The sequence below is a fragment of the Priestia megaterium NBRC 15308 = ATCC 14581 genome, from assembly GCF_000832985.1.
Classification (GTDB): domain Bacteria; phylum Bacillota; class Bacilli; order Bacillales; family Bacillaceae_H; genus Priestia; species Priestia megaterium.
Genome location: NZ_CP009920.1, coordinates 388,041 through 413,907, shown reverse-complemented (window position 1 = coordinate 413,907; position 25,867 = coordinate 388,041). Strand labels below are relative to the sequence as shown.

The window sequence follows — 25,867 nt, the reverse complement described above, 5'->3', positions numbered from 1 at the left end:
GTTTTTATTAACTACAAAAGGAGGAAATTGAATTATAAAATACAGACTTTATTTTTAAAGATATATGTATATGAATCTACAAATCTGGCCAGACTAATAAAGTATTCCCCCTATTCCAATAAATTTCAAAATCCTTTGCTGATAGAAGCAAAGGATTCTTTTTGTTATTAATCGTAATTTATTACAAGTAAGTTTACATAATGTGATTTTCTAGGAAGCCTTTGTTCTGAGGAATATGGTACTTAGTCTCTTTTTCATCTACTTATTTTCTTAGGAGATCCCCAATGCCCAATCAACTGCTGTTTGTGCATGTATTTCTGTGGTATCGAATATAGGTATCCAGATATCATTCTGATTAATTAGTAAGGAGATTTCAGTACAACCTAATATAGCTCCTTCTATTCCATCGTTGATTAAACCATTTATAATTTTTTGATATGCACTTTTGGAACCTAAGTCAATCTTCCCTAAACATAATTCTTTGTAAATAATATCATGTACAATTTGGCGCTCTTTTTCGCTGGGGATATTAACTTCAAGATTATGATTAGCCATAAGTCGACCTTTATAAAAATCCTCTTCCATCGTAAACTTCGTGCCAAGCAACCCGACTCTATTAATCCCTTGGTCTTTTATTTTCTTAGCTGTGGCATCTGCAATATGTAAAATAGGAATACCAATGTGTTGCTGAATATCACTTGCCATTTTATGCATAGTGTTTGTACAGATAACTAAAAAGTCGGCTCCACCTTTTTCGATATATTGAGCTCCTTTAATCATTAACTCTGTTGCTTCATCCCATCTATCACTATGTTGCAATTTCTTTATTTCTTCAAAGTCTACAGAATACATCACACTTTTAGCAGAGTGATGTCCTCCTAACTTTCTATTTACTGTTTGATTGATAATTCTGTAATACTCGCTTGATGATTCCCAACTCATTCCACCTAATAAGCCTATTGTTTTCAATTGACCTAACCTCCTTTATAGAAAATATTACCACAAATTAAGATTTTATCAGTGTAAACATCATATATAATCGTAGTTACCATAATAAGTATTACAAGAACCAATAAAAGTCCGTAAAAGTATACTTTTACGGACTTTTCATTTAGATAATAAAACTATCATTTTTACCGTTCATTTAAGTTCGGAAATTAATTACGAACGTATTCTAAAACACACATACTTTTACGAACGTTTTTGATGAAATAAGTTAGAAGAAAAACGCAAAGAAGCCTATGTACTTATCAAGATTACATAGGCTTCTAGTAATTAACATTAATGATACGTATAGTACTAATATTATGATCTCAGTAAATGCTTCATCTTTTCTTCTGTTTCTTTTTCTTGGCAAGGTTGATAAATGGTTACTTTTAATTCAGGTGCATCATACACTTGGAGTGTGATATGATCCATAATCATTTCTCCTACCACAGGATGAATAATTGTCTTCTTTCCACAAGGCATACCTAAAACTTCATGATTAGACCACCACTTGTAAAACTGAGGGCTTTTCTCGCTAAGTTCACTAATCATAGCTTTAAACCACTCATCTCCGACAAAGCGTGTGTAAGCTAGGCGAAATTGGGCAATTAGTCGTTGAGCATGATCTTCCCAATTTTGAAAAAGGTTTTGATATTCTTTGGAAGTAAAACAGCGCCACACTGCATTGCGGTTTCGCTCGTCCATCTCGTTAAAGTCCCCAAATACCACCACAGCAGCTTTATTCCAGTCTACGATATTAAGTTTTTCATCTGTTACATAGGCAGGGCAGTGACCTAATTGACTTAATAGGTTTTTTATAACACGATCTATATTTTCTCTTTCATTCTGCACGGTTGCAGACGGAAGCGGCTGATTGCCTAATGAAAATAAATGCTCCATTTCTTCTTTGTTTAATTTAAAAATACGAGATATGGCTTCTAATACTTCGGAAGATACTTGTATATCTCGTCCTTGTTCTAGCCACGTATACCAAGTTATGCCGACTCCTGCTAGTTGAGACACTTCTTCTCTGCGTAATCCTTTAGCTCTTCTCCTCGGTCCAATAGGCAAATTAAAATCTTTTGGAGACAATCGTTCTCGTCTTATCTTTAGAAAATCTCCTAATTCTTTTCTTCTTTCTTTATCGCTTACCATGATTTTACTCCTTTGTGTAGGTAGTACTTTTACTGCTAGTATAACTAGACTCCTATTACCATTATAATCCTTATTTTATGATCTAGGTAAGGGAGGTGAAACAGATGATAGTAAAAGATAGCGAAAAGACGTCTGATATATCAAAAGGATTAGTTCTTTTAATGGCTACAGTTTGCGGGTTTACAGTGGCTAACGTCTACTTGAACCAAACCCTTTTAGTAAGCATGTCCGCCAGTTTTCATGTTTCAGCGGCCAGCATAGGCATTATAGCTACTTTAGCTCAAATTGGATACGCACTAGGAAATCTTTTGATAGTACCGTTGGGAGACATCTTTGAACGAAAAAAATTGATTTTGTTTTTATTATTCGCTATATGTATCGTTCTCGCTTTAAACGCTTTATCTATCAACAAAACGTGGATGCTGGTTACAAGTTTAGCTTTAGGAATTGTAACGGTTGTTCCTCAAATTATTGTTCCGTTGGCTGCGAATATAGCTTCAGGTCATAATAGAGGAAAAGTTTTAGGAAATGTCGCCATTGGATTAATTTGTGGTATTTTAGGCGCTCGACTTGTTAGTGGTTTTATTGATGTTCATTTTGGGTGGCGAATGGTGTATTGGACGTCTGCTGTGGCTACACTTTTTATGATTTTGTTAGTTTACGTCTATTTTCCAAAAAGTAAGGGAGCGAATGCACCCAGTTATAAACACTTAATCATGTCGTTAGGTCCGCTGTTTATAAAAGAAAGAGCCCTGCAACAAGCATGCGTAAGTCAGGGAATGATGTTTGCTTCTTTTAGTGCATTTTGGACCACGCTTGTCTTTTTATTAGATACAGATCCCTATTTCTATGGAAGTGACATGGTGGGGGTAATAGGGTTAGTCGGGATAGCGGGAGCGTTTGCTACGCCGATTATCGGACGTTTAATTGATACAAAAGGGGCAAAGTTTGCAAGTCTTTTGTGTATGTCCATATCTTTACTTGCCTTTATAGGTCTTATAAGGGGAGGGTACTGGTTGCCTGGGTTAATTTTAGGAGCTCTTCTCATAACGATAGGAACTCAAGCAAACCAAGTTGCCTGTCAGTTTACTATTTTCCAATTAGGAGAAGAAAAAAGAAGTCGATTAAATGGATTATATATGGTTTCCACATTTTTAGGAGGGTCCCTAGGATCTTATGTGGGTTTACTTGCATGGAGTAAATGGGAGTGGCATGGAGTGTGTGCCATAGCCATATTGATGATAGCCATTAGCTTTTGTTCTTTAATTCCAATAAGCATCCCTAAAAAAACGATAGGGAATTTCATGAATAAGAAAGGAAGTAATACGTAATGAGAACACACACAGATAACTTTCAACGAGGATTAGATATATTAGCTAAGATTGATCCAGAGAACTATAAGGACATAATGGCTGGCTTTGAACAGTCAGCTCTCCCTGATTTAGGAACGTTAGCTGTAGAGTTTAATTATGGACAAATTTTCTCGAGACCAGGCTTAGACTTAAAGTCACGCCTTCTTGCCGCAGTGGCTGGCCTAACTGCATTAGGCAATACGAAACAGCTGAAATTTTACATAAACGGGGCTTTGAATGGTGGGTGGACACAGGAAGAAATTTTAGAAGCAATGTTACAAATGGTCATTTATGCTGGATTCCCTGTAGCTTTAAATACGATTTTAACAGTAGCCAATGAAGTCTTTTCTGAAAGAACAGAAAGAAACAAAAAGGAGAAACAAAATGATTATTGATAGTCACGCACATGTGGTTTTACCTATAGAGAATCATATTAAAATGATGGATGAAAGTGGAATAGATAAAACCGTATTGTTTTCTACTCTTGTTCATCCAGAAAAAAGCAGCAACGTTAAAGAATTCACCACGGAAATGAACAAACTAAATCAAATTCTAAATAATGAGGTGAATCCCGTACAAGCACGCTTAAAGGCGCTAGAAGAAGTAATCGTTGCGATTAAGCAGCACCCGAATCGGTTTGTTGGATTTGGTTCGGTTCCACTTTCTTTTTCTTCTGGTGATGTCACTCTAAACGATTGGGTAGAGAAGCTTGTCAAAGAGCAAAGGATGAAAGGTCTCGGAGAATTTACTCTTGGCCCAGGTCAAATTCCATTGTTAGAACCTATATTTAAAGCAGCAAGTGACTATACGTCTTTGCCTATCTGGGTACATACTTTTTATCCTTTGAACTTAAAGGATATTCAAGAGTTATTTCTTCTCACTCAAAAATATGAAAATGTTCCGGTTATATACGGGCATATGGGCGGAATTCATTGGCTACAAACGATAGAAATGATAAAAGACACTAAAAATGCTTACTTAGATATATCTGCATTTTATACAACATACGCCTTGTCTTTAGCTATAAAAGAAATACCTGAAAGAACGTTATTTAGTTCGGACTTTCCATATGGAGATCCATATTTAAATCTACAGGCCGTTAAGCGTCATACATCTAGTGGAGAAGTTGCAGACAGAGTGTTGGGTGGAAATATCTCAAATCTGTTACATATATAAATTCAGCGTTTTTGTTTGATGTTGTGTTGTACGGGATAGCTAGCAGTGAATTTTAAAATTATTTTCTGCCTTGAAATAAAAAAGGCAGCCAAATAGAGGGCTGCCTTTTAAACGAAATTCTAGAATTTCGTTTTATCATCATATATGATGAATTCCATTTGAAATATATCATATTCTGTAATCCTTCAGTTTCTTAATTCCTCTCTCGGAGATACCTTTAAAGACTCACATTATAAAATCTACTTACTTAATTTTGTTTATTGCTAACAAGAGTGACATGCGAAGTTTTCCCTTTTGATTTCCTAGATGAAAGATAAACGCCAGTAAAGATAATAAGTAGTCCAACGACTACGTTTGGAGTAATTGTCTCTCCCAGTAGTACATAACCCCATACCATGGCTGAGGCAGGGATCAGGTAAGTAACCGTCGCTGCTAATTCAGGGCCACCATTTTTATTGATATAAAAATAGATTAACTGACCCAGTCCTGAGCCAAAACAACCGAGACCCACAATTGCCAGAATCGGAAGTGGATGAATCAACAAATCTGATTTGAAGGGTTCGGTAATCAGCATCCCAACTAAACCGATGATAGAACCTGTTAGTAAGGTGAAGGTTGTTATAGTTAGTACGCTCACCTCAGACAAAAACCGTTTTGTTAACTGCCCAGCAAGCCCATAGCAGATACAAGCAACAAGCATTGTTCCAATTCCGACAAACCCTTTCCCGAAAATCTGACCAAATTGAAAATCCATAAGGACGAGTATCCCGAAAAACCCGATAAGAATACCGATCCACTGACGTCGGGTAAGTCGATAAGAAAAAAGAATAAATCCGATAAGACCTGTCCAGATTGGAGTGGTCGCATTTAGAATAGAGGCAGTTGTACTGTTTATCTCAGTTTCGCTTAAGGAAATTAATCCCCACGCCAAACCACAGTTAAATATACCAACAACAATCAACGCCTTCCAGGGGAGTTTCTCTTTAACTTTTCTACGCTTCCACCATAAAAACGGGAGCAAGATGATTGCACCTGCTAAACAACGAAAAAATACAATTCCCCATATACCAGCTGAGGGAAGCAGCCACTTCATAAATACAAAAGATAAACCCCAAATTAAACTAAGCCCAATTAAGGCTCCATACAATCGAAACATAATACACCTCCTTACTTCACTTATTATTGCAAATTTTGTTGATTATTTCATTCCGAAATTTTGCTTTGGAGAACATTTTCTCATAGTTTTTTATTTTCATTATCTTAATATCTTTCTTTAGGTATATAAAGTATTTCTTTTTTAATAATAAATTTGACGCTATTCATAGGAATAATTCGGAAAACTTTAGAGTTTTTATTGAAAACGGAACATGTGTTCTTGTATAATGTAGGGAACGAATGTTCTTTTTTGGGTCGATTAAGAGCTGCTGCCAAACAGAGTCATTATATGCACCGACATCAAGGTATTCCATGCTTTATTTTTTCTATTAAACGCAAACGTTGAAGAAGAGGAGAAAATGAGCTTGTTGGAGGATATTGTAATCAGCGTAAAAGCAGCCTATGCGCTTGCCAAAACGATTAATTAAATTTGGCTTTCTCTTTAAGAACATCCCACTATACTATCATCTTAAAGAGAAAAGATAACCAATATATAAAGTATAAAAAATTAGTTTTCTAAGGAGAAATAACATTGAACTCTACACTCAATAATTCAGAAGATATAAAAAGGGAAGAAGGACAAAAGCAGCTGCTTGAAAAAAGTCTTCAAGCTCATAGAAATAAAAAATGGATAATCAACTTTACTTGTACTATATCTCTTCTTTTATATGAGGGAAGATTAAAAAAGAGCCAATCAAACATTGATTTACTCTTTTTTATAAATGGCTGCTAAGAATACGCTTTATGTAAAGCGAAAAAATCTTTCACTGTACCTATATAAAAAACAATGATAGCCAAGAAATCACAAAAAGGGTTACAGAAAAAACTGTAACCTCAATATTAAACTTCTACTCTTCTAAAAGTGTCCCCGAGGAAGTTATTCAATTCAATAAACTGTTTTTCGATAGGGGTAAATTCATAATTTAGCCGGGAAATGAGATAAAAGTCAGTGTACCGATAAGGTGGTGGAACTTCTAAAAAATTATGGATGTTATAACGATTTGCGATACGCTTAGATATTAAGGAAATTCCCATGCCCATTAACGCAAATTGTACTAATGTTTCTGGATCGCTGACTTCGATCATGTCACCTTGTTCAATATGTAAGCTGGCATAAATAGTATGTAATATTGTCATGTACAAGCACTTATCTGAAAGTACCAGTATATTTTTTTGTCTTACATAGTCATCAAATATCGTGTGTTGATCAATATCGCGACCAATGACAACCATTTCTTCTACGCCTACTTTTTTATATTTTATCTTTTGGTTGTTTAATGATCCAATTGTATAAGCTACATCGATTTGTCCAAGTAGAATTTGATTTTCGATATATTCGGTTGAACCCGTTTTTAGTGTTACTGCTAGATCTGGATAGGTGTTGTAAAGTTTGTTTAAAGCGCTTGAGAATTGAGTGCCCCCAACTGATATCATGGTGCCAATACGGAGTTTTTCATCTTGTTTCTTCATTTTATTTTCAGTTTCTTCCCAAAGAAGCAATATTTTTTTAAATTGGTGATACAATTTTTCTCCTTGCTTGGTTAATTTAACGCCCTTTGAGTTTCTAATAAACAGTTCTTGATTATAATAGCTTTCTATTTTCTTTATTTTGGCGGTCATATTAGATTGAAGGTGGTTCAATTTCATTGCAGCCGCAGATATATTTCTTAATTCGGCCACTGAAACAAAAGCTTTCATATTTTCAATATCCATTCATATTCACCCTCCATCAAAAAAAGTGATATAGCTATCATATTTTAACATTTAAAATAATGATTCATTTTAATTATACTTGATTAAAAGGTAATATTTTCTACAAAATGTGGGAGGAATGTCTAATGAAGGAGAAATTAATAAAAGTAGGAATTATAGGGGGATCTTTAAATAATCAATGGGCGAGCAAAACACATATTCCAGTACTGAAAGAAAGCCCTTTTTATCGAATAACCGCAATTGGAACATCAAAAGCAGAAACCGCCAAGGAAAGTGCGAGAGTACTTAATGCTTGCCATAGCTTTACAGATTATAAGGGACTAGCGCAATCTAAAGATGTTGATTTAGTAGTAGTTAGTGTAAAAGTTCCGTTTCATTACGAAGCTTCAATTGCAGCAATAGAGGAAAAGAAACATATTTATTGCGAGTGGCCTTTAGGTGTAGATACTAAGCAAGCAATTAAACTGGCAAAGTTAGCGGATAAGGTGGACATTCACCATGCGATTGGGTTACAAGCAAGACAATCTCCCGAGGTGAATTATGTAAAGCAGGCTATTAACCAAGGGGAAATTGGAAGAATTATCTCCTGTACCATGCAGGTAGCGACACAAGGAAAGGGTGGAATAACAGATGAAGCAAACAGCTATATCTTAAAAAAAGAAAATGGAGCGAACCTTCTTACAATCAACGGTGGACACTCGCTTGATGTTCTGTGCTACATCTTAGGTGATTTTAAAGAGTTATCGTCGATAATGAATACGCATTATACAGAAGCTCTCATACAAGGAACAAAAGTTACGGTGTCAAAGGATACAGCGGATCAAATCTTAATACAGGGAACACTCAACGGCGATATTTCAGCTGCTGTTCATATTCAAGGCGGAGTTTATCCTGCTTTTCAATTAGAGATTAGAGGAGAAAAAGGTGTTTTTTGCTTAACCCAGAATTCTTCATCCGGTCACGTGCAATTTGGTAATCTCAAAGTAGAGAAGGTTAAGTATCCTACTTATTTATTAAGTACTGAAAGTGTGTATGTTGAAGAGATAAACGTATCTTCAGCAAAAGATAATCATCCAAAAGATTACGTTGAAAAGGCTTATAAGGTGTTGGCAAAAGATATATTTGAACATAAAAGTCAAATTCCAAACTTCCACGATGCTGTTAAACTTCATCAATTATTAGATGCGGTTCGAATATCTGCAGAGACTGGTGAAAGGGTAACGCTTGATAAATAAACGAAAGCCTCTTTCTTATAAAGTTAAAATGTTTATAATTTTAATAACTATCAAGTCAATTGTAGAAGGGCATTTCCTACATTTGAAGAATAGTAACACCATTAAATGAATTGAAGGTTGACTGTATGATTGCGAGAGAGACAGATTAAAAAATTGAATAGGAGTGTTCCTTGATGACAAATAGTAAAATGCATCCTAAGGTCGATGAGTTTTTAAGTAAAGCTAAAAAGTGGAAAGAAGAATATGAGACGTTGAGAAAGATTGTTCTTGACTGTGAGTTGACCGAAGATTATAAATGGATGAACCCTTGTTACACGTTTGAGAAAAAAACATTGTTTTAATACATGGATTCAAAGAATACTGTGCGCTACTGTTTCCTAAAGGTGCTCTGTTACAAGATTCTCATAGTATTCTAATTCAACAAACAGAGAATGTACAAGGCGCGCGACAAATTCGGTTTACCAATGTGCAAGAAATAGCTGAAAAGGAAGCCATCTTGAAAGCTTATATTGATGAGGCCATTGAGGTGGAAAAAGCCGGATTAAAAGTCAAAGTCAAAAAGCATGAAGAACTCATTATTCCTGAAGAGCTACAGCATAAATTTGATGAAATACCTGCTCTAAAAGATGCTTTTACTACATTGACTCCAGGACGGCAAAGAGCATATATTCTTTATTTTTCTGCGGCCAAACAATCTAAGACTCGAGCATCAAGAGTTGAAAAATGCATTCCGAACATTCTTAATGGAAAAGGATTAAATGATTAGTACATTTTATTTAAAACATGGCTAATATAAATTGTTAATGTATTTGAGTTAAAAATGAAATAAGGTTAAGTGAACTGACTGATGTTCCATTTGTATAAAAGTAGAGTAGATTAAAAAAATTATTTGAGGAGAAAATGCTATGGAAGTTTTTGCAGAATATTTAGCGCGTATAGATAGCCCTGACCACCGTGATCGAACAGAGGAAGTTTTGGCTTGGATTGCTAATACTTTCCCGAATTTGGAACCACAAATCAAATGGAATACGCCAATGTTTACTGATCATGGAACATTCATCATCGGCTTTGCCTCAGCGAAACATCATTTGAGCGTTTCACCTGAAGAAACAGGGATTGCGCACTTTAATGATGACATTGCCCAGGCTGGATACAGCGCTACCAAAGGCCTATTTCGAATTCTATGGACTGAGCCAGTAAACTATGAATTACTTAAAAAAATAATTGAGTTTAATATGTTAGATAAGAAAGACTGTTCAACTTTTTGGCGGAAATAAAAAGCAGATTATGAAAGGTGAACTGATCCCCAAGCAGCTTAGGAATTACAGGATAAATTGGAAGCTGAACTAAAAAGAAAAGATGATCCAGTTTACGAATGGAGAAGAAGGAGGGTACAGAACGATGGATTTTGAAATGGTTATGAAAGAACTAGAAGCGCTTGGTACGGAACGAATTAAAAAGACTTACATAAACAATGGTGCACACGATCCGCTTTTTGGAGTGGCAACAGGAAAAATGAAGCCGATTGCAAAGAAAATCAAGAAAAACCAGGCTTTAGCTGAGCAGCTTTACGCTTCTGGCAATTACGATGCTATGTATTTTGCTGGTATCATTGCAGACCCAACAGAGATGACTGCGGAGGATTTTGAGCGTTGGATTGATAAAGCGTATTTTTACATGCTATCCGATTATGTAGTTGCAGTCACTTTGTCAGAAACCGATTTTGCGCAAGTTGTTGCTGATAAATGGGTGGCAAGCGGTGAAGAACTTAAAATGTCGGCAGGTTGGAGTTGTTACTGCTGGCTTTTAGGTAATCGTCCTGACGATGAATTTAGCACAAGCAAGATTGCCGATATGCTTAATCAAGTGGAAAACACGATTCACGATTCTCCAGATCGAGCGAAATCGGCTATGAATAATTTTATCTATACAGTCGGTGTTTCATATTTGCCACTTCATGAGAAGGCGCTTGAAACGGCAAAGGCAGTAGGTCCAGTCGAAGTTAAGAAGGATAAGAAAAAAAGTAGTATTCTTCTTGCTTCCGAAAACATTCAAAAGGATATAGATAGAGGACGGCTTGGTTTCAAACGCAAACATGTAAGGTGTTAGCATGATTTGTAATGGAGCTGCACTATCTGAAACGAGACTCATACGTATTTAATGGTAATGAGCTTACTATACGTAGCATGTGTTGTACCTTCATAAACCATCCATTGGAGAAGTGACAGGGGATAAAAGCTAAAAAATTCTTGAGAAAAGGAGAGATTAAAAATGAAAACTCAAAAGGGAAATCTAAGAATCTGTCATAAAGGACACAAATATTATAAAAGCAGTAACTGTCCGACCTGCCCAACCTGTGAGCAAGAACGCAAACCTGACAATGGATTTCTTTCAGTGCTATCAGCACCAGCAAGACGAGCATTGGAAAGCAACGAGATAACTTCTTTGCAGCAGCTATCAAAATTTAGTGAAAAAGAGATATTACAATTTCATGGTATGGGGCCGGCTTCTTTACCTAAACTTAGAACAGCTTTGCAGGCCAATGGGTTAGCCTTTAAAAATTAAACATTAAGGATAGTTAAAGCAAGAAATAGATCTGGATAAAGTGTACGAATACGCTCAATTTCTGGATATGGAAGGATGTTAAGAGATAAGTAGTGGGAAAAAGAAGGGTTGGAGATTTAAGTTGAATAACAAATTAGATAAAGCATTAGCGTTACGAAAGAATGGAAATCACAAAGAATCTAACGAATTGCTAAGTGAATTAGTTAAGGAATTTCCAGACGATGGTTTATATAATTATCAATGTGCTTGGAGCTTCGACATATTAGGAGAAGAAGAAAAGGCAGTACCCTTTTACGAAAATGCCATAAAGATAGGATTACCTTCTAAGGATATGGAAGGGGCAATATTGGGATTGGGCAGCACATATAGAGCCTTGGGGGAATATGAAAAGTCAAAAGATATATTTTTAAAAGGAATGGAATTGTTCCCAGATAATCATGTAATTAAAGTGTTTTATTCCATGACCTTATACAATTTAAAAGAACATAGCAAAGCGATGGAACTGTTACTGAAATGCTTACTAAATACGACAAATGACAATGAAATACTAAGTTATAAAAAAGCCTTACATTTCTATTCAGATAAACTAGATCAGACTTGGAAGTAGCTTATAAAATTCGTTGAATATAAGTTCCTTTCCTGAAAAGAGAAGAGGACTTTTTTTGTAACAATACTGGCAGGCTTCCTGTGATAAAATGACTTTTAAAAATTATAGATTGTGAAGAAATACATTTAAACTATAGGGGGCGTTTGTTTAACAAGAAAGCCCTTACATATTATATATGTCTAATATGTAAGGAGCCTTATAAGAATCACATTTAAAATAGGAGATCTTTTCTTTTAATCTTGCGGTTTTTGTTTTGTTGAAGTACTTATGTTTGTACCACTCTATCTTTACTAAACTCTTCTTCAATTAGCTTATCCATTAGAAAATGATAAAAAACGTGATAATTCGTTTTAGTTAGTTTGTCCAGTTCCTGGTGAGTGATGATATTATGTTGGATGAGTAAACCTATAGCAGCTGATATACAATTTACTTTTAAATCTTCTTCCCCTAACATATAAATCACCTTCCCTTATTTACTAAGTAACCCATTCTATATAATAGGCATACTTAAGACACGGACTGATATAAGCTCTTTTCTCAAATTATTGCTCTCGTGCTGATAGAAAATGATGATAAAATGTTCTCAACACTTTTTGATGCCTACTGTTATCTTTATATACTGCGCTTTCTTTTCCTGCAAAAAAAACAAAACGATTTAAATTTTCCCTTATTTTGGAATGTTGTATTTGTTTTTAACAGTTAGAGAAGCTTTTGAGTGCTCAGTATGTATCTGAATGTCAACACCAAGAACTTATGAACACCATCCGAGGAAAGTGAATAATGGAATTTATTTTAATTGGTTCTTATTATTTAGCTTATGTAAATGCGAAATAAATGTGGTTTTCCTGTAAGTGAAAAAGGGGATTTTAACCATGCTATATAAACCTCCCTGTAGGTAATTATTAAATTATATAGGGGAATTTACATTTCAATAAAATACTGTTATTACAAGTTAGTGAGGTAGAAGTATGGAAGAAAACAATATTAAAAATTTAAAATCCGAAATTATAAAAAAGCATGAGGTATTATTTGCAAAGAGATTGGAACTTGAGAGTGAAGCAAGCCGTTTGATGTTAGAAATTAATTTATTGGATGCACGGAATACTCTTGATAAAGTAAGTCAGTTAAACCAACAGATAGATGATATAACCTCTGAAATGGATTATTTGAAACAAGCCCTTGAAGCCGTTAATTAAGCTATATATATCAAAAAAGTGTAACTAATTCTATAAGTATGACCACGAGCAAATTTAAGAGGTATTCAAGCAACTCAAATTTTTCAGATGCAACTAGTGGAGAAACCAGAGTAATTTTAACATAATCCTTTTATATAGATGTAATTGCGTTAGTCTAATAAAAGCCAAATAGAAAAGAGTGATCAACTTGGAAGAAATAAGAGGCCAGATAAATTTCAACCTAATTGAAGCACTACATTCAAACAAACAGCCACTTGTTTCATACAAGTGGCTGTTTTACTTAATTCTCTCTAATATTATGTTTAATAACTTCATTGAATTCTTCTACTTCTTTTCGAATACTAATGGTTGGTCCCCAAGAATCGATAAGGTTTATAGCTTCTTGGATAGAATGTAATGCCTCTATATTCTCTCCTTTTCGTAATAGCAATTGGGCCATCCCGTAGTGATAGTATATTAATTCAATTTGGTTGGCTTTGTCTTTCTGATAAAGAAGGCTATTAAAGCATTTTTCTGCTTCCTCAAGCATATCACAAATGACATAAGCTACACCTAAATTAAAGTAAGCTTCAATGGTCTTTTCTCCTCCATATATTAAACTGATTTCATTAGCTTCTTCATATAATCGGATTGCTGCTCCATAATTTTTATAGACCATACATAGATCACCTCGCACTAATGAAATTCTATGTTGAATCACCGGTGTAGTGAAGACCTCCCTAACTTCTTCAAGAATACATTCTGCTTTGTTAGGATTATTTTTCTTCAACAAGAGCCTTGCTTTTAAGGCAAGTCCCCAAGCTTTCAAATCGTAAACATCAGACCTATCTGAGCTTAACTGATCTAGTGTCTTTAGACCGGAATCTATTTGTAGTAGGGAACCATCTAGGTTATTGACCTCCATCAATGCCCAACCCAATGTATCAATTCTAAAAAATGCCTCATAGGTATGTTTTCTAAGTTGTTTTGCATAATCAGCTGCTATTTTTCCATATTTAATCCTTAATGGTAAATTAATTCGACTTAGAAAATGGCTTATGCGAAATACCAGTTCAATCAAAAGCTCTTTTTGATCGGATTCGTTTGCCCATTTTATAACCTTGAGTATATTTGGCCATTCTTTCTTAATTTCCTCTAAATCACGACCAAGCAAATAACTCCAATAAATCGAATCCGGAAGATCCCGTTTTAAATAGTTGTCTAAATATTGGATATAGTATTGGCTCCAACGCTTACGTGCTACATTTTCAAATTGTTTATCTTCTAACAATCGTTGTTCACCATATGTTACTACGGTTTGATGACCTAGATAATGGATTTTTCCTTCTATACGTTCTCCTTGGATAAGCGCAAATAATTTCATTTGATCAACAGCAAAATGGAATTTTCGAGCGTCTAGTCCAGCCGCTGTTGCCCAACTTTTCTCGTCAGGAGGTTTGCTGAAAAAGCATAACACTTTCCAAAGATGTAAAGTATCTTCATTACATTTCTCCCATGTGCGTCCGAAAAGAAAATCAAATAATTCCAACAGTGAGTAACCGGCTTTTCCTAGTTCCTGAATAAGTTGCTGAGCAGGAATGTCATCATCTGCAATGTAAGCTATACTAAGAGCGATAGCTTTAGGATTTCCAGCAGTAGCTGAAATGAGTTGTTCACGAGTTTCAAGAGGGCTATTTAATAACTGTTTCATTTGTTCTTGTTTATTCGATGAATTAGACATTTTCATATGTTGTTTTACTTCGTAAGAAAGATAGTTAAGAGCATCGTCCTTTTCCAGTCCCTTTAGTTGAATGGTTATTATATCTCTAAAGTTGTTTCTATATTTTTGCTGTAGATTCTCGCGAGATGTGAGTAATACTTTAACGCCTTGTGGAAGATTAGTAATAAATTCATAAATTTCACTTTCAGCTGTATCGATGCTATCAATCACAAGTAATACAGGTTTTTCTTTTGCATAATTAGCTAATGCATTGCGAACCACAAAACGTTTCTCGTCAATGGATCGGTTGATTTGCTCTATCCGTCCAAGTTGGTAAGCAATTGTATTTAGAAAATCACTAAAGGTTAGTCCCTTCCAGTCAGCACTAAACCATACTATAGAATTGAGGTTTGGCCAATCCATCTCAAGGCTTTCTGTTTCCCTATAATTCTTCTGAATACACGCATATGCTACTTCAAGAGCAAGAGTTGTTTTTCCAATACCAGCCCATCCGGAAATTAAACATAATGGAGAAGGGGAAGTTACCCACTGACGAATTGCCTCCAGGTCAAAGTGTCTTCCAATAAAAACTCCTGACCAGCGTGCTGGTAAGTTATGTATTGTAAAATGTTCCTTTGGAGTAGCAGCTTCAGTCTGAAGTTTATTATGAAATATTTTTTTTACTACTTCCTCAATATCTTTATTAAGGGGTGCACCAAATGAGTTGTCTGCCCCTAATATTTTTGCCTTTTCCAGACACGAAGATACCCAAGCTGGTAAAGCAGGTTTAAGAGTGGGTATAGAAGTTGTTTCCATCAGCTTTGAGAACCAACTGATATCTATATCCGTTTTTTTTAATATTATCCATATGATGCCGAAGAGCTTTCCATCGTCAATACGACCAGGAATATATTTTAATCCCATCTGACCTATCCAACTTTTAATTGTATTGGGAGATACACCTAGTTCATTTGCGATATTAGCTATATAAGATTGTCCTAGTGAGCTATCTTCGCCTTTTTTCCTTTTAATCTTATAATCAGGGTGAAGTTTTAGTTCTTTAACACCCAAAGATAACAGTTCTGCAAATGTTTCCCGATCTTCAATTTCAGCCATGAGAATCTTACACCTCCTATTAGCTTTATTTTAACGCTATATCTTTGTATGTATATAAAAAGAAAAGTACAGTGTTACTGTACTTTTAGACAGTATAAAAGGCTATTAATGGTGTGATGTTAGCAGGTAAAATTAGCTCATGTAATAAAAAACTCTAAAATGTATGCACTTACATAATAATAAAAATATATTTAAGGAACAGTCAAGTGCATTAGAAATTTATGAGTTGAAAGTAAATTCATATTTATTTTTACGTTATGGATTTATATAGAATTTCTATTAAAGAAAGGAAAATTATTGATGAATAACAACTTACCTAAAACTATGAAAGCAGCTGTCATGCACGGCACAAGAGAAATCAGTATTGAAACATTGCCTATACCACAAATTGATGAAAATGAAGTTTTAATTAAAGTAATGGCTGTAGGAATTTGTGGCTCAGACTTACATTATTATACCAAGGGTAGAATTGGTAAATACAAAGTAGAAAAACCATTTATCCTTGGACATGAGTGCTCAGGTGAGGTTGTAGCTATTGGATCAGCTGTTGAAAGATTTAGAGTAGGGGATCGCGTAGCCGTTGAACCAGGAGTAACCTGTGGACATTGTGAAGCATGCAAAGAGGGAAGGTACAACCTTTGTCCAGATGTTCAATTCTTAGCAACACCACCAGTTGATGGTGCCTTTGTTCAATATATAAAAATGCGTCAGGATTTTGTCTTTTTAATCCCGGATTCCCTTTCCTATGAAGATGCTGCCTTAATAGAGCCTTTTTCAGTTGGTATCCATGCAGCCACGAGAACAAAACTTCAGCCTGGGTCAACGATTGCGATTATGGGAATGGGACCGGTAGGGTTAATGGCTGTAGCAGCAGCGAAAGCATTTGGAGCAAGTACAATAATAGCAACAGACTTAGAACCATTGCGTCTTGAAGCAGCAAAACGAATGGGGGCAACTCACGTTATTAATATCAGAGAGCAAGATCCTCTTAATGAAATTAAAAATATTACTGAAAACGTAGGCGTTGACGTTGCATGGGAGACTGCAGGGAATCCAAAAGCATTACAATCTTCACTATCTTCAATTCGTCGTGGTGGAAAATTAGCAATCGTAGGTTTACCTTCTCAAAGCGATATTCCACTCGATGTACCATTTATTGCTGATAATGAGATTGATATATATGGTATTTTCCGCTATGCCAATACTTATCCAAAAGGAATTAAATTTCTTACTTCCGGTGCAATTGACACAAAGAATCTTGTAACAGATAGATATCCGTTAGCCGGCACACGTGAAGCGATGGAGCGAGCACTAAATTTTAAAAACGAATGTTTAAAAATTATAGTGTATCCAAACGAATAAAAACATTATACTTGAAAGCTAGATTTCTAGTTGATATTTATGACGAGATTCTTGAACTTTTAATTTTCAGATGCGGAGTTAAAATAAGACATTTGCAACTAAACCGCATCTGTTTTTTCTTTAAGGTAAATGTTTATAATACGACTAGCTTTCTTAACATATTTTTGAAAACGCATTCTGGAGGTATTACCTATGTTAAACGCAGAACAATCACAAATATTAGAGGCTGAAAGTAAAGGTAAACCTAATTCTATTCCTAGGTTATCCTGGTTAGAACGGTTTGGATATGGATCGGGAGACATGGCATATAATATTGTTTTTCAATTCGTTAATGCCTATCTACTTTTTTATTATACTGATGTCGGAGGTATCCATCCTGCAGCTGTTGCAACGCTATTTTTAGTAGTACGAGTTCTAGATGCTATTTGCGACCCTATAATGGGAGTTATTTTAGATAAAACTAATACACGTTGGGGAAAAGCAAGACCATATTTGTTATGGGTCTCACTTCCTTTTGCTTTCTTCACTATCCTATGTTTTACCAATCCTCACTTAGGGTCAACTGGAAATATTATATATATGTATATTACCTATATCTTATTAGGGATGACGTTTAGTATGCAAACGATTCCAGTTAATAGCTTAACAGGACGAATTACTAATAATGTTCAGGAACGCACAGTTTTAACAACTACTCGTATGATATTGGTTTATGTAGGAATCCTCCTTTCCATTTCATGCGCAACCCCTCTTGTAACAGCTATTGGAGGCAAAAATCAAGAATTTGGATTTCAGATGACTGCTCTAGTCTATGCTGCTGTAAGTATCATTTTAAATCTGTTTAGCTTCTTTACAGTACGCGAGCGCATTGCTCCTAAAAAGAGTAAAAAACATGGGCTTAAAGTAACTTTATCTGTTTTGTTTAAAAACAAACCACTACTAGTACTAGTTTCGTCTTTCTTGGCATTTGCTATTGGTTTTAATATTAAACTTAGTACAATGGTTTACTATTTTACTTACAATGTTCATCAAAAGGAATTAGTATTTTGGGGCACTGTTTTATTTTTTGGAGCTGCGCTAATTAGTAACTTATTTATTCCTTTATTCTCTGATAAATGGGGTAGAAAGAGTGTAATGATTGTATCAGCTACAGTATCTCTTATTTCATATATAGGACTCCAATTTACTTCTTTTGATTCAATTGCTTTAATTTTATTTTGGCTGTTTGCTTCGGGATTCTTTACCACTCCACTAAACACACTAGCTTGGGGGATGGTTGCCGATTGTGTAGATTATGCTGAATGGAAAACTGGAGTTCGAGCAGATGGTGTTGTTATTTCCTTAATGAGTTTTACTAATAAGTTAGGGGTTGCACTTGCTGGATCATTCTCAGCCATCTATTTGGGGATAGCAGGCTATGTAGCTAATGCAGAACAAACCGTAGCTTCCTTAAATGCTATAAAAAATATGAATGCTCTAGTGCCAGGAATTTTCATTTTACTTTCTGTATTAATAATCTGCTTTTATCCTTTAACTGAAAAAACATATAATCAAATGATTTTGGATTTAGAGAAAAAATCTAAGTAAATGAGTGTGATATAAGTGCAAAATAGCATAAGTGAAAATGCTCCAGTTGTTTGTGTAGGAGAATTATTAATTGATTTCTTTTGTAGCAATATTAATTCCAATTTAATAGAGGGACGCCAATTTTTAAAAAATGCCGGTGGAGCACCAGCAAATGTATGCGCAACCATAGCGAAACTAGGCGGTAATGCATCATTTAGTGGTAAAGTAGGTAAAGACCCATTCGGTTACTTTTTAGAAGAAACCTTAAATTCATTAAACGTAGATACTTCGATGCTTGCTTGGGATGAAAAGGTAGCAACTACCCTAGCTTTTGTGTCTCTACAAGAAAATGGTGAGCGAGACTTTGTATTTCATAGGGGAGCTGACGCTTTAATGACAATGGAGGACATTAACCTAAATGAAATAAATAAAGCTAGAATCCTTCATTTTGGTTCAGCCACGGCCATGTTAACTTCTCCATTCCGTGAAACTTATTTAAGCCTTATCTCTAGTGCTAAAGAGGAAGGAAAGTTTATTTCTTTTGATCCTAACTATCGAAGAGATTTATGGAAAGGAAGATTAATTGATTTCATCTCAATCGCAAAGAAAGCTATTGCTTTAAGTGATTTTGTAAAAGTAAGTGATGAAGAATTAGAGATTATCACAGGCATTAAGAATCATGAAGTAGGTGTTGATACCCTACATAAAATGGGAGCTAAAATTGTAGCAGTTACTCTTGGAAAAAGGGGAACATTGATATCTAATAGTAGAAAAAAAGAACTAGTGAAGAGTATTCCTATTAAGTCAATTGACTCTACAGGAGCTGGGGATGCTTTTGTAGGTGCAACGTTGTTCAAATTAGCTAATACACAGAATATCAAATCCATTAAAAATGATTTCGAGCAGCTACTCGACATTATTGCATTTGCAAACCGAGTTGGAGCGCTGGTATGTACAAAGATAGGAGCAATTGAAGCACTGCCAAATATTGAAGAAATAGAAATTACTAGTGTATAAACAGCCTAGCGGTAATAATACAATAACTAGACATCATTTTATATTAGTCCTATAGCAAAGCCATTTTATACAATATACGCCTTGTCTTTGGCTATAAAAGAAATACCTCAGAGAACGTTAATTTAGTTCAGATTTTCCATATGGAGATCGATATTTACATCTACAGGCTGTTAAGCGTCATACATCTAGTCAAGAAGTTATAGATAGAGTATTAGGTGGGTCTCTATTAAATATATAAATTCAGCACCTTCTATTTGATGTTAGCCTAGGTACTATGAAAAGAACTTGAAAAATGTGTTTCAAGTTCTTTTTTATATTTATTAAGATTGTTGGTTTTCCACTGTCTCTAATTTTTTATAGTGCGCAATTTTTTCTTCAATTCTCTGCGAATTTAACTCTAGTTCCTCTATCTTGCCTAAGACATCTTTATAATGTTCTTCTAACAATTCCTTTCTTGCAGTAATAGTAGAATCTCCTTTCTGTCGCAAATCAGAAAACTGCTTCATTTTAAGCATAGGCATTCCTGTAACACGTAACCGAATTAAAAACTGAATCCAAGCTAGATCAAAATCTGTATATTGCCGATATCCGGTTTGGTCTCTTTGTACATTTTTTATTAATCCAATTTTTTCGTAATAACGCAAAGTATGTGTAGAAAGACCGGTCATACTTGCTACTTGTTGAATACTGAATAAATTTTCCATATTTATTATTATAACATGAGAAATAAAATGCTTGCTTTAGAGCGCGCTCTAAAGCGTAATATCTAACTTGTAAATAAAATAACTCAGTTGTAAGGAGAGATTCAGTTGATGAATGAACGTTACGAAAATGGTTGGAAAACGTTAATGGAAGTAGATGGAGAGGGTGGAAAACGAGTAATTGAATCATTAAAAGACATCGCTCCTGACATTGGGAAATATGTCATTGAATTTGCCTTCGGAGATATTTATACAAGAGAAGGACTTAACCTACAGCAAAAACAACTAGTTACAATAAGCGCGCTTACGACACAAGGAGGGTGTGAACCACAATTAAATGTTCATATTAATGCTGCGCTTAATGTAGGTCTCACACCACATGAAATAGTAGAAGCCATTACTCACTGTATTCCATACACTGGCTTTCCTAGAGCGTTAAATGCTATTTTTATTGCTAAACAAGTTTTTACAGAAAGAGAATTAACCGTAACTTTGAAATAAAGGCATATGTGTATAAGGCAAGTCGATTTTAATTGAACTTTTAAACAGAGGTACGTCTTGATTAGGATAAACACAATAAATCGTAGTAGTACTCTGAAAAACACGATTTATGGTATAAGGTTAACCTTAGAATGAATATACTCCTTTTTTAGTGAAAGAAGCTACCACAAGGTAACTTCTTTTTTTATTTAATTATATTTTCACTTATGCTGGATTTCCTCCATACCTTCTATGTGCGAAACAGTATCATAAGTGTATTTATAATCAAATTACTGGCAGCATTAGCATATCTAAATCGCCTATATTTTTGCTGTTTTGATCTCTTATTTCTTTAAGTTTACTGATGTTTTTAATATAAATATTTTGATTAGACAGCTCAATCAATTTTTCTTTACTCCATTTTTGAATGATTTTATTCACGGTAATGCGGGAAGTCCCAACGTAGCGGGCAAAGGATGTTTGATTAAAGGGAAATTCCTCATTTTCTTTTATAAGCTTTACTAAATAATGAGCCATCTGTTGTTCAACGGGGAGATTAAGAAACGTAATAATTTCTGCTAGTAATCTAAACTTATAGAGAAGAGAATTTGTAAAGAGAATGACTGCTTTCGGTTCCTCCTCGTATATTTTTAACGTTGTTTCATTAGTAAAATAATATAAAACGGATGGAGCTGTGGTTACGGCCGTTGTTAAATAAGGCTCTTTATTAATACCGTTTTCCCCTAATAACATCCCTTCAGGAACATAGTTAACCGTACGTTCTGCTCCCTTCTCAGTTAAGAGAGTAATCTTTACACTGCCTTTATCTAAATAATAAAATCCTTTACCAACTTCTCCTTGATAATATATTGTGGTGTTTTCTTCTAATTTTATCATCTGTCCATACTTTAAAAAGGGACGCCATATGTATCGAAGGTTTACCATTTAATCACCTTTCTATAAACGTGTATTTTAAGCGTACAGAAACATTTACTGCATCGAGCATTATTCCTTACTTTGATAACGTGACCAAAGCGTTTATCACTGAAAGAGATAGTTTTTTAACAGATCCGGGTTCTTAATTAGAAATCTTTTATTTTTACTATCTATTAGTTTTTTCTCTTTCCATTTTTTTAACGTTTTATAAACTGTAATCCTTGTTAAACCGGTACACGTTGCTAGGTCCTTTTGTGTTAAAGGAATTTCATAGCTTTTAAAGTCATGATAGATGTTTAAAAGCACAGTGGCGATTTGCTGCTCGGTAGTTAACGTATGTAAATTAATTTGTTCAGCTAAGATATGCATTTTTTGAATAATACTCTTTGTAATAAGGTTTAGTATGGGCGGGTGAATAGTTATAAGCTTTTTAAAATCGTCATAACTAAAATAATATAGGACAGAATCTTTTACCGTAGTAGCAGTAGTGAAATGAGCTTGCTGGTCCATTGCTTGGACTCCCAATAATTGACCTGGCAATACAATGTTTAATACGCGTTCTTTTCCTAATGGGGTAGAGGTGTGGACTTTAATTAATCCACTGTCCAAGTAATAAAATCCTTTTCCTATGTCTCCTTGTTCATATACCACATTTTTTTGTTTCATATATTGCCTTTTTCCGTACATTAAGTAGTTTTTGAAATTATTTTCATGATTGAAGAGAATAGCCATCATACTCACTCCTTAATCAAAATATAAGATACGCCTAAAAAATTGAAAAGACAATTGTAAGATCAAGTAACACACTAGAGGGTAGGATATTTTATTTACGTTGCTATAAAAAATAAAATAAGTAAGCGCTTACAACAATATGCGCTTTATTTGCTCTCTTTTTTAATAAGCTAATATTTTTATAAAAACGTTACGCTCTCTACAATATCTTAAAGCGAAAAATGCGTAAATGCAATAATATAAATTTCTTATTCGAGCTACTCCGTCTATTCCAAAAATAAAAAACTCTAAAAAAATGTTAACGAGGCTACACCCCTGAAAAAATTCAAATACTATAATTCAATTAATTACTATTAAACCTTAAGGGGATGAACAAATATGGGGATTCGTACAGGTGCTCAATATATTGATGCATTAAAATCACGCCAGCCAGAAATTTGGTTAGGAGGCAGAAAAATTACAAATGTATTTGAAGAAAAGGTGTTTCAACAGCCTATTTTAGAAATTGCGAAGTTGTACGATATGCAGCATGACCCGGCTTACCAAGAGAAAATTACTCATATTTGCGAAGAAACGGGAGAAAGAATATCAAATGCATTCTTAATTCCTAAAAGCTACGAAGACTTAGTAGCTCGCAGAGAAGTGTTTGAAGCATTTGCAAAAGCTACCTTTGGACTGATGGGACGAACACCGGATTTCTTAAATGTTGTAGTCACCTCTTTATTTCATAATGCTAGTTTCCTAGATCATTACAATGAACAGTGGGGCAAAAATATAAGAGATTATTACCGTTATATTCGTGATAATGACTTGTTTTTAACTCATGCTATTATCAACCCGCAGAATGACCGAAGCAAAGCCTCCCATGAACAGCAAGATCTCTTTACTCATTTAGGTGCTGTCAAAGAAACACCGGATGGACTTGTTGTAAAAGGAGCTAAAATGCTAGCTACACTTTCACCTATTACCGATGAAGTGATTGTTTATTCATTCCCAGGGTTTAAACCTGGCGATGAACGTTATGCACTTGCTTTCGCGCTGCCGATTGATACACCGGGACTTCGAATCCTTTGCCGAGAAGCTATGCAAGACGGAACAAGATCAGTGTTTGATCATCCGCTAGCCTCTCGATTTGAAGAGATGGATGCAGTCTTGATTTTTAACGATGTGCTGATTCCTTGGAACCGAGTGTTTTTATATAACAATATTGAAGCTGCCAATCTTCTTTATCCTAAAACAGGAATCGCTCAGCAACCGGCACATCAATCTGGCGTAAGAGGATTAGTTAAACTTCAATTTGCAACGGAAGTAGCTTGTAAAGTAGCGGATGCAATTGGTGTAGACGGATATCTAAACGTTCAAGAGAGCTTAGGGGAGTTGATACAGTCAGTAGAATCCATTAGGGCTTTGCTTCGAACATCAGAGTATGAGTATATGATTAATGAAAAAGGAGAAGCTCTTCCAAACGAAACGGCTTTAGAAACAATTCGTGGATTGCTTCCTACAATGTACCCTCGTGCTATTGAAGTGATGCAAACAATTGGTGCAGGCGGTTTGCTGATGTCTCCTACAGGAGCAGATTTTGAAAATCTTGAATTAAGAGAGGATTTAAATCGTTATTATGGAGGCCGAGAAGGAGTGCCTGCTATAGATCGTGTTCAATTATTTAAATTAGCGTGGGACCTATGTGGAGAAGCATTTGGCCAAAGGTTACTTCAATACGAGCGATACTATACAGGAGATCCAATCCGTAAAAGAGCTATTTTCTACAATAGCTATAAGCGCAGCCATTCATTTGCCATGGTAGATGCTGCTTTAAATACAGAAGTTAAAAAGAAAGAAGTAACAAATAGCTGATACCCATACTCCTTTTATCTAAAAATGAACTTTATTAATAGATACAGGGTCTAGGTTCCTCACGTTCTTAATAAGGGAGGTGTAAAGATGCAAAGGTATGAGGACGGAATACTAACTTTACCAGCATCAGTAATAGCTATAGGTGCATTTGATGGCGTGCATCAAGGACATCAAGCAGTGATTAAGCAAGCTGTAACTCGAAGCAAAGCTTTAAAGGTACCTAGCGTTGTTTATACATTTGATCCTCCTCCTCGTTTTCATTTTCAACAAGATCAAGTGTTAACGCCCATTGATCAAAAGGTAAATCTGATAGCAGAGTTAGGAGTAGACTACGCAGTTATTATCCATTTTGATGAATTATACGCTAAGCGCCCATCAATCGATTTTATCAGTAACTTAAAAAAGCTTAATCCATCGGAGATCATAGTAGGCAACGATTTTCGTTTCGGCCGGAATAGAGAAGGAGATATTAAACTGCTAGCAAAGCACTTTCTCGTAGATATCATCCCGCCTGTCTGTTGTGCAGAAGGAACAAGAATTTCTTCTACTAGAATTCGCCAGCTAATCCAGCAAGGCGCAATTGACCAATCAAATGATTTATTAGGCTGGTCTTTACAAAAGGAATATGTATAAAAAAATGAGTGTTTGAAGATAAGTATGGAACTTTTTTAAAAGGAGGAAAGTGAAAATGAAATTACTAGGCATATCAGGCACGATTATAGGTTCTAAAACAGGCGCTGTTGTTCAACAAGTACTTGAAGAAGCTAAATTGCAGCATCCAGATATCGAAATTGAATTTTTAGATTTACGAGATTACACTATCCAATTTTGTGATGGCCGCGATCCCTCTGCTTATTCAGAAGGTACTAAAAAAGTCATTGAAATTATTTCTAGCGCTGATTTTTATGTAATTGGTTCACCTATCTTCCAAGGATCAATCACGGGTGCTCTTAAGAATGTATTTGATTTAATACATCCACAGGTTTTTCGAAATAAAGTAATGGGGTTCATCGCCACAGGCGGGACGTATCAGCATTATTTAGTCATTGAAAATCAGTTAAAGCCTATTGCGGGTTACTTTCGTGCCTTTGTGGCACCGAGTTATGTATACGCTCATACGACTCACTTTAATCAAAAGAATGAGGTAGCCGATCCGGAAGTGTTAGGTCGCATTAAGAATTTAGCAAACGAAGTTGTCTACATGCAGAAAAAGCTACAAGTAAGCGAGCTGGAAATCCTGAATTAGTCATATTTTAAGAT

26 protein-coding genes and 1 pseudogene are annotated in these 25,867 nt (G+C 35.1%); 18 read left to right on the top strand and 9 right to left on the bottom strand.

The annotated features are described in order from the left end of the window. Positions 1–270: 270 nt before the first annotated feature. Together BG04_RS02830 and BG04_RS02825 are read right to left on the bottom strand one after the other, a co-directional pair. On the bottom strand, positions 271–969 hold the full coding sequence (locus BG04_RS02830; RefSeq protein ID WP_034650005.1) for an aspartate/glutamate racemase family protein: 699 nt from the start codon (positions 967–969) through the stop codon (positions 271–273). A 336-nt stretch (positions 970–1,305) separates the two neighbouring features. Next, complete coding sequence (locus BG04_RS02825) at positions 1,306–2,142, bottom strand: helix-turn-helix transcriptional regulator (protein WP_034650008.1); 837 nt, start codon at positions 2,140–2,142, stop codon at positions 1,306–1,308. Between the two features lie 104 nt (positions 2,143–2,246). Between BG04_RS02825 and BG04_RS02820 the strand changes: the two genes are divergently transcribed. From BG04_RS02820 to BG04_RS02810, 3 genes are read left to right on the top strand one after another with little or no spacing between them, the layout of a single operon-like run. Beyond that, on the top strand, positions 2,247–3,473 hold the full coding sequence (locus BG04_RS02820; RefSeq protein WP_034650010.1) for an MFS transporter: 1,227 nt from the start codon (positions 2,247–2,249) through the stop codon (positions 3,471–3,473). Next, complete coding sequence (locus BG04_RS02815; protein ID WP_034650012.1) at positions 3,473–3,889, top strand: carboxymuconolactone decarboxylase family protein; 417 nt, start codon at positions 3,473–3,475, stop codon at positions 3,887–3,889. Before BG04_RS02820 ends, BG04_RS02815 begins: the two co-directional genes overlap by 1 nt. Further along, entirely contained in the window at positions 3,879–4,670 is a 792-nt protein-coding gene (locus BG04_RS02810; RefSeq protein WP_034650014.1) for an amidohydrolase family protein, read from the top strand. The genes BG04_RS02815 and BG04_RS02810 overlap by 11 nt, the downstream gene beginning before the upstream one ends. A 247-nt stretch (positions 4,671–4,917) precedes the next feature. Here the strand turns inward: BG04_RS02810 and BG04_RS02805 are convergent, their stop codons facing one another. Then, positions 4,918–5,826, bottom strand: coding sequence for a DMT family transporter (locus BG04_RS02805; protein ID WP_034650016.1), 909 nt, complete (start codon positions 5,824–5,826; stop codon positions 4,918–4,920). Between the two features lie 531 nt (positions 5,827–6,357). On the opposite strand from BG04_RS02805, the gene BG04_RS02800 reads away from it, so the two are divergent. Continuing rightward, entirely contained in the window at positions 6,358–6,558 is a 201-nt protein-coding gene (locus BG04_RS02800) for a hypothetical protein (RefSeq protein ID WP_034650019.1), read from the top strand. Positions 6,559–6,665: 107 nt separating this feature from the next. Here BG04_RS02800 and BG04_RS02795 read toward each other — a convergent pair whose 3' ends face one another. Continuing rightward, positions 6,666–7,538, bottom strand: a complete 873-nt coding sequence (locus tag BG04_RS02795) for a LysR family transcriptional regulator (RefSeq protein ID WP_034650021.1) — start codon at positions 7,536–7,538, stop codon at positions 6,666–6,668. Between the two features lie 125 nt (positions 7,539–7,663). On the opposite strand from BG04_RS02795, the gene BG04_RS02790 reads away from it, so the two are divergent. The 6 genes and pseudogenes from BG04_RS02790 (at position 7,664) to BG04_RS02765 (ending at position 11,945) form a co-directional block, all read left to right on the top strand. Continuing rightward, positions 7,664–8,773 (top strand): Gfo/Idh/MocA family protein, encoded by a 1,110-nt coding sequence (locus tag BG04_RS02790; RefSeq protein WP_034650022.1) that lies wholly within the window; start codon positions 7,664–7,666, stop codon positions 8,771–8,773. 173 nt (positions 8,774–8,946) lie between these two features. After that, a pseudogene (locus tag BG04_RS02785) lies at positions 8,947–9,539 on the top strand (YdeI/OmpD-associated family protein). A gap of 139 nt (positions 9,540–9,678) precedes the next feature. Further along, the gene (locus BG04_RS02780; protein ID WP_034650026.1) at positions 9,679–10,050 is read left to right on the top strand and encodes an iron chaperone; all 372 of its coding nucleotides are present in this window, start codon (positions 9,679–9,681) and stop codon (positions 10,048–10,050) included. A gap of 124 nt (positions 10,051–10,174) precedes the next feature. Next, the gene (locus BG04_RS02775; protein WP_034650029.1) at positions 10,175–10,882 is read left to right on the top strand and encodes a DNA alkylation repair protein; all 708 of its coding nucleotides are present in this window, start codon (positions 10,175–10,177) and stop codon (positions 10,880–10,882) included. A 162-nt stretch (positions 10,883–11,044) separates the two neighbouring features. Next, positions 11,045–11,338: an RNA polymerase alpha subunit C-terminal domain-containing protein gene (locus tag BG04_RS02770; protein ID WP_034650031.1), complete on the top strand. Its 294-nt coding sequence runs from the start codon at positions 11,045–11,047 to the stop codon at positions 11,336–11,338. A 121-nt stretch (positions 11,339–11,459) separates the two neighbouring features. After that, on the top strand, positions 11,460–11,945 hold the full coding sequence (locus BG04_RS02765) for a tetratricopeptide repeat protein (RefSeq protein ID WP_034650032.1): 486 nt from the start codon (positions 11,460–11,462) through the stop codon (positions 11,943–11,945). Positions 11,946–12,210: 265 nt separating this feature from the next. Here the strand turns inward: BG04_RS02765 and BG04_RS02760 are convergent, their stop codons facing one another. Then, positions 12,211–12,399, bottom strand: coding sequence for a hypothetical protein (locus tag BG04_RS02760; protein WP_014458940.1), 189 nt, complete (start codon positions 12,397–12,399; stop codon positions 12,211–12,213). 514 nt (positions 12,400–12,913) lie between these two features. Here BG04_RS02760 and BG04_RS02755 point away from each other — a divergent pair. Continuing rightward, the gene (locus BG04_RS02755; protein WP_034650034.1) at positions 12,914–13,141 is read left to right on the top strand and encodes a hypothetical protein; all 228 of its coding nucleotides are present in this window, start codon (positions 12,914–12,916) and stop codon (positions 13,139–13,141) included. Between the two features lie 280 nt (positions 13,142–13,421). On the opposite strand, the gene BG04_RS02750 is transcribed toward BG04_RS02755, so the two are convergent. Further along, complete coding sequence (locus BG04_RS02750; RefSeq protein WP_034650036.1) at positions 13,422–15,956, bottom strand: NACHT domain-containing protein; 2,535 nt, start codon at positions 15,954–15,956, stop codon at positions 13,422–13,424. Between the two features lie 300 nt (positions 15,957–16,256). On the opposite strand from BG04_RS02750, the gene BG04_RS02745 reads away from it, so the two are divergent. The 3 genes from BG04_RS02745 to BG04_RS02735 all read left to right on the top strand — a co-directional run bounded on the left by BG04_RS02745 (position 16,257) and on the right by BG04_RS02735 (position 19,901). Continuing rightward, the gene (locus BG04_RS02745; protein ID WP_034650038.1) at positions 16,257–17,318 is read left to right on the top strand and encodes an NAD(P)-dependent alcohol dehydrogenase; all 1,062 of its coding nucleotides are present in this window, start codon (positions 16,257–16,259) and stop codon (positions 17,316–17,318) included. A gap of 192 nt (positions 17,319–17,510) precedes the next feature. Further along, positions 17,511–18,905, top strand: coding sequence for an MFS transporter (locus tag BG04_RS02740; RefSeq protein ID WP_034650040.1), 1,395 nt, complete (start codon positions 17,511–17,513; stop codon positions 18,903–18,905). Between the two features lie 15 nt (positions 18,906–18,920). After that, a complete protein-coding gene (locus tag BG04_RS02735) occupies positions 18,921–19,901 on the top strand; it encodes a carbohydrate kinase family protein (protein WP_013084278.1) in 981 nt (326 codons plus the stop codon). A gap of 320 nt (positions 19,902–20,221) precedes the next feature. Here BG04_RS02735 and BG04_RS02730 read toward each other — a convergent pair whose 3' ends face one another. Beyond that, entirely contained in the window at positions 20,222–20,605 is a 384-nt protein-coding gene (locus BG04_RS02730) for a MerR family transcriptional regulator (RefSeq protein ID WP_034650043.1), read from the bottom strand. Between the two features lie 108 nt (positions 20,606–20,713). Here BG04_RS02730 and BG04_RS02725 point away from each other — a divergent pair, with 108 nt between their 5' ends. After that, the gene (locus tag BG04_RS02725; RefSeq protein WP_034650044.1) at positions 20,714–21,103 is read left to right on the top strand and encodes a carboxymuconolactone decarboxylase family protein; all 390 of its coding nucleotides are present in this window, start codon (positions 20,714–20,716) and stop codon (positions 21,101–21,103) included. A gap of 264 nt (positions 21,104–21,367) precedes the next feature. On the opposite strand, the gene BG04_RS02720 is transcribed toward BG04_RS02725, so the two are convergent. Continuing rightward, complete coding sequence (locus tag BG04_RS02720; protein WP_034650046.1) at positions 21,368–22,027, bottom strand: Crp/Fnr family transcriptional regulator; 660 nt, start codon at positions 22,025–22,027, stop codon at positions 21,368–21,370. Between the two features lie 96 nt (positions 22,028–22,123). After that, positions 22,124–22,753 carry a Crp/Fnr family transcriptional regulator gene (locus BG04_RS02715; protein ID WP_013084274.1) on the bottom strand — a complete coding sequence of 210 codons (630 nt, stop codon included), beginning with the start codon at positions 22,751–22,753 and terminating at the stop codon, positions 22,124–22,126. Between the two features lie 375 nt (positions 22,754–23,128). Here BG04_RS02715 and BG04_RS02710 point away from each other — a divergent pair, with 375 nt between their 5' ends. The 3 genes from BG04_RS02710 (at position 23,129) to BG04_RS02700 (ending at position 25,853) form a co-directional block, all read left to right on the top strand. Beyond that, positions 23,129–24,607 carry a 4-hydroxyphenylacetate 3-hydroxylase family protein gene (locus tag BG04_RS02710; protein ID WP_034650050.1) on the top strand — a complete coding sequence of 493 codons (1,479 nt, stop codon included), beginning with the start codon at positions 23,129–23,131 and terminating at the stop codon, positions 24,605–24,607. A gap of 87 nt (positions 24,608–24,694) precedes the next feature. Beyond that, positions 24,695–25,240 carry an FAD synthetase family protein gene (locus BG04_RS02705; RefSeq protein WP_034650052.1) on the top strand — a complete coding sequence of 182 codons (546 nt, stop codon included), beginning with the start codon at positions 24,695–24,697 and terminating at the stop codon, positions 25,238–25,240. A gap of 55 nt (positions 25,241–25,295) precedes the next feature. Continuing rightward, on the top strand, positions 25,296–25,853 hold the full coding sequence (locus BG04_RS02700; protein ID WP_034650054.1) for an NADPH-dependent FMN reductase: 558 nt from the start codon (positions 25,296–25,298) through the stop codon (positions 25,851–25,853). Positions 25,854–25,867 lie beyond the last annotated feature (14 nt).

What these genes read in the sequence shown, in the direction of transcription:
- BG04_RS02825 (WP_034650008.1), bottom strand. Translation starts at nt 2,142, where the DNA reads ATGGTAAGCGATAAAGAAAGAAGAAAAGAATTAGGAGATTTTCTAAAG.
- BG04_RS02820 (WP_034650010.1), top strand. Translation starts at nt 2,247, where the DNA reads ATGATAGTAAAAGATAGCGAAAAGACGTCTGATATATCAAAAGGATTA.
- BG04_RS02815 (WP_034650012.1), top strand. Translation starts at nt 3,473, where the DNA reads ATGAGAACACACACAGATAACTTTCAACGAGGATTAGATATATTAGCT.
- BG04_RS02810 (WP_034650014.1), top strand. Translation starts at nt 3,879, where the DNA reads ATGATTATTGATAGTCACGCACATGTGGTTTTACCTATAGAGAATCAT.
- BG04_RS02805 (WP_034650016.1), bottom strand. Translation starts at nt 5,826, where the DNA reads ATGTTTCGATTGTATGGAGCCTTAATTGGGCTTAGTTTAATTTGGGGT.
- BG04_RS02795 (WP_034650021.1), bottom strand. Translation starts at nt 7,538, where the DNA reads ATGGATATTGAAAATATGAAAGCTTTTGTTTCAGTGGCCGAATTAAGA.
- BG04_RS02790 (WP_034650022.1), top strand. Translation starts at nt 7,664, where the DNA reads ATGAAGGAGAAATTAATAAAAGTAGGAATTATAGGGGGATCTTTAAAT.
- BG04_RS02780 (WP_034650026.1), top strand. Translation starts at nt 9,679, where the DNA reads ATGGAAGTTTTTGCAGAATATTTAGCGCGTATAGATAGCCCTGACCAC.
- BG04_RS02775 (WP_034650029.1), top strand. Translation starts at nt 10,175, where the DNA reads ATGGATTTTGAAATGGTTATGAAAGAACTAGAAGCGCTTGGTACGGAA.
- BG04_RS02770 (WP_034650031.1), top strand. Translation starts at nt 11,045, where the DNA reads ATGAAAACTCAAAAGGGAAATCTAAGAATCTGTCATAAAGGACACAAA.
- BG04_RS02760 (WP_014458940.1), bottom strand. Translation starts at nt 12,399, where the DNA reads ATGTTAGGGGAAGAAGATTTAAAAGTAAATTGTATATCAGCTGCTATA.
- BG04_RS02755 (WP_034650034.1), top strand. Translation starts at nt 12,914, where the DNA reads ATGGAAGAAAACAATATTAAAAATTTAAAATCCGAAATTATAAAAAAG.
- BG04_RS02750 (WP_034650036.1), bottom strand. Translation starts at nt 15,956, where the DNA reads ATGGCTGAAATTGAAGATCGGGAAACATTTGCAGAACTGTTATCTTTG.
- BG04_RS02745 (WP_034650038.1), top strand. Translation starts at nt 16,257, where the DNA reads ATGAATAACAACTTACCTAAAACTATGAAAGCAGCTGTCATGCACGGC.
- BG04_RS02740 (WP_034650040.1), top strand. Translation starts at nt 17,511, where the DNA reads ATGTTAAACGCAGAACAATCACAAATATTAGAGGCTGAAAGTAAAGGT.
- BG04_RS02730 (WP_034650043.1), bottom strand. Translation starts at nt 20,605, where the DNA reads ATGGAAAATTTATTCAGTATTCAACAAGTAGCAAGTATGACCGGTCTT.
- BG04_RS02725 (WP_034650044.1), top strand. Translation starts at nt 20,714, where the DNA reads ATGAATGAACGTTACGAAAATGGTTGGAAAACGTTAATGGAAGTAGAT.
- BG04_RS02720 (WP_034650046.1), bottom strand. Translation starts at nt 22,027, where the DNA reads ATGGTAAACCTTCGATACATATGGCGTCCCTTTTTAAAGTATGGACAG.
- BG04_RS02715 (WP_013084274.1), bottom strand. Translation starts at nt 22,753, where the DNA reads ATGATGGCTATTCTCTTCAATCATGAAAATAATTTCAAAAACTACTTA.
- BG04_RS02710 (WP_034650050.1), top strand. Translation starts at nt 23,129, where the DNA reads ATGGGGATTCGTACAGGTGCTCAATATATTGATGCATTAAAATCACGC.
- BG04_RS02705 (WP_034650052.1), top strand. Translation starts at nt 24,695, where the DNA reads ATGCAAAGGTATGAGGACGGAATACTAACTTTACCAGCATCAGTAATA.
- BG04_RS02700 (WP_034650054.1), top strand. Translation starts at nt 25,296, where the DNA reads ATGAAATTACTAGGCATATCAGGCACGATTATAGGTTCTAAAACAGGC.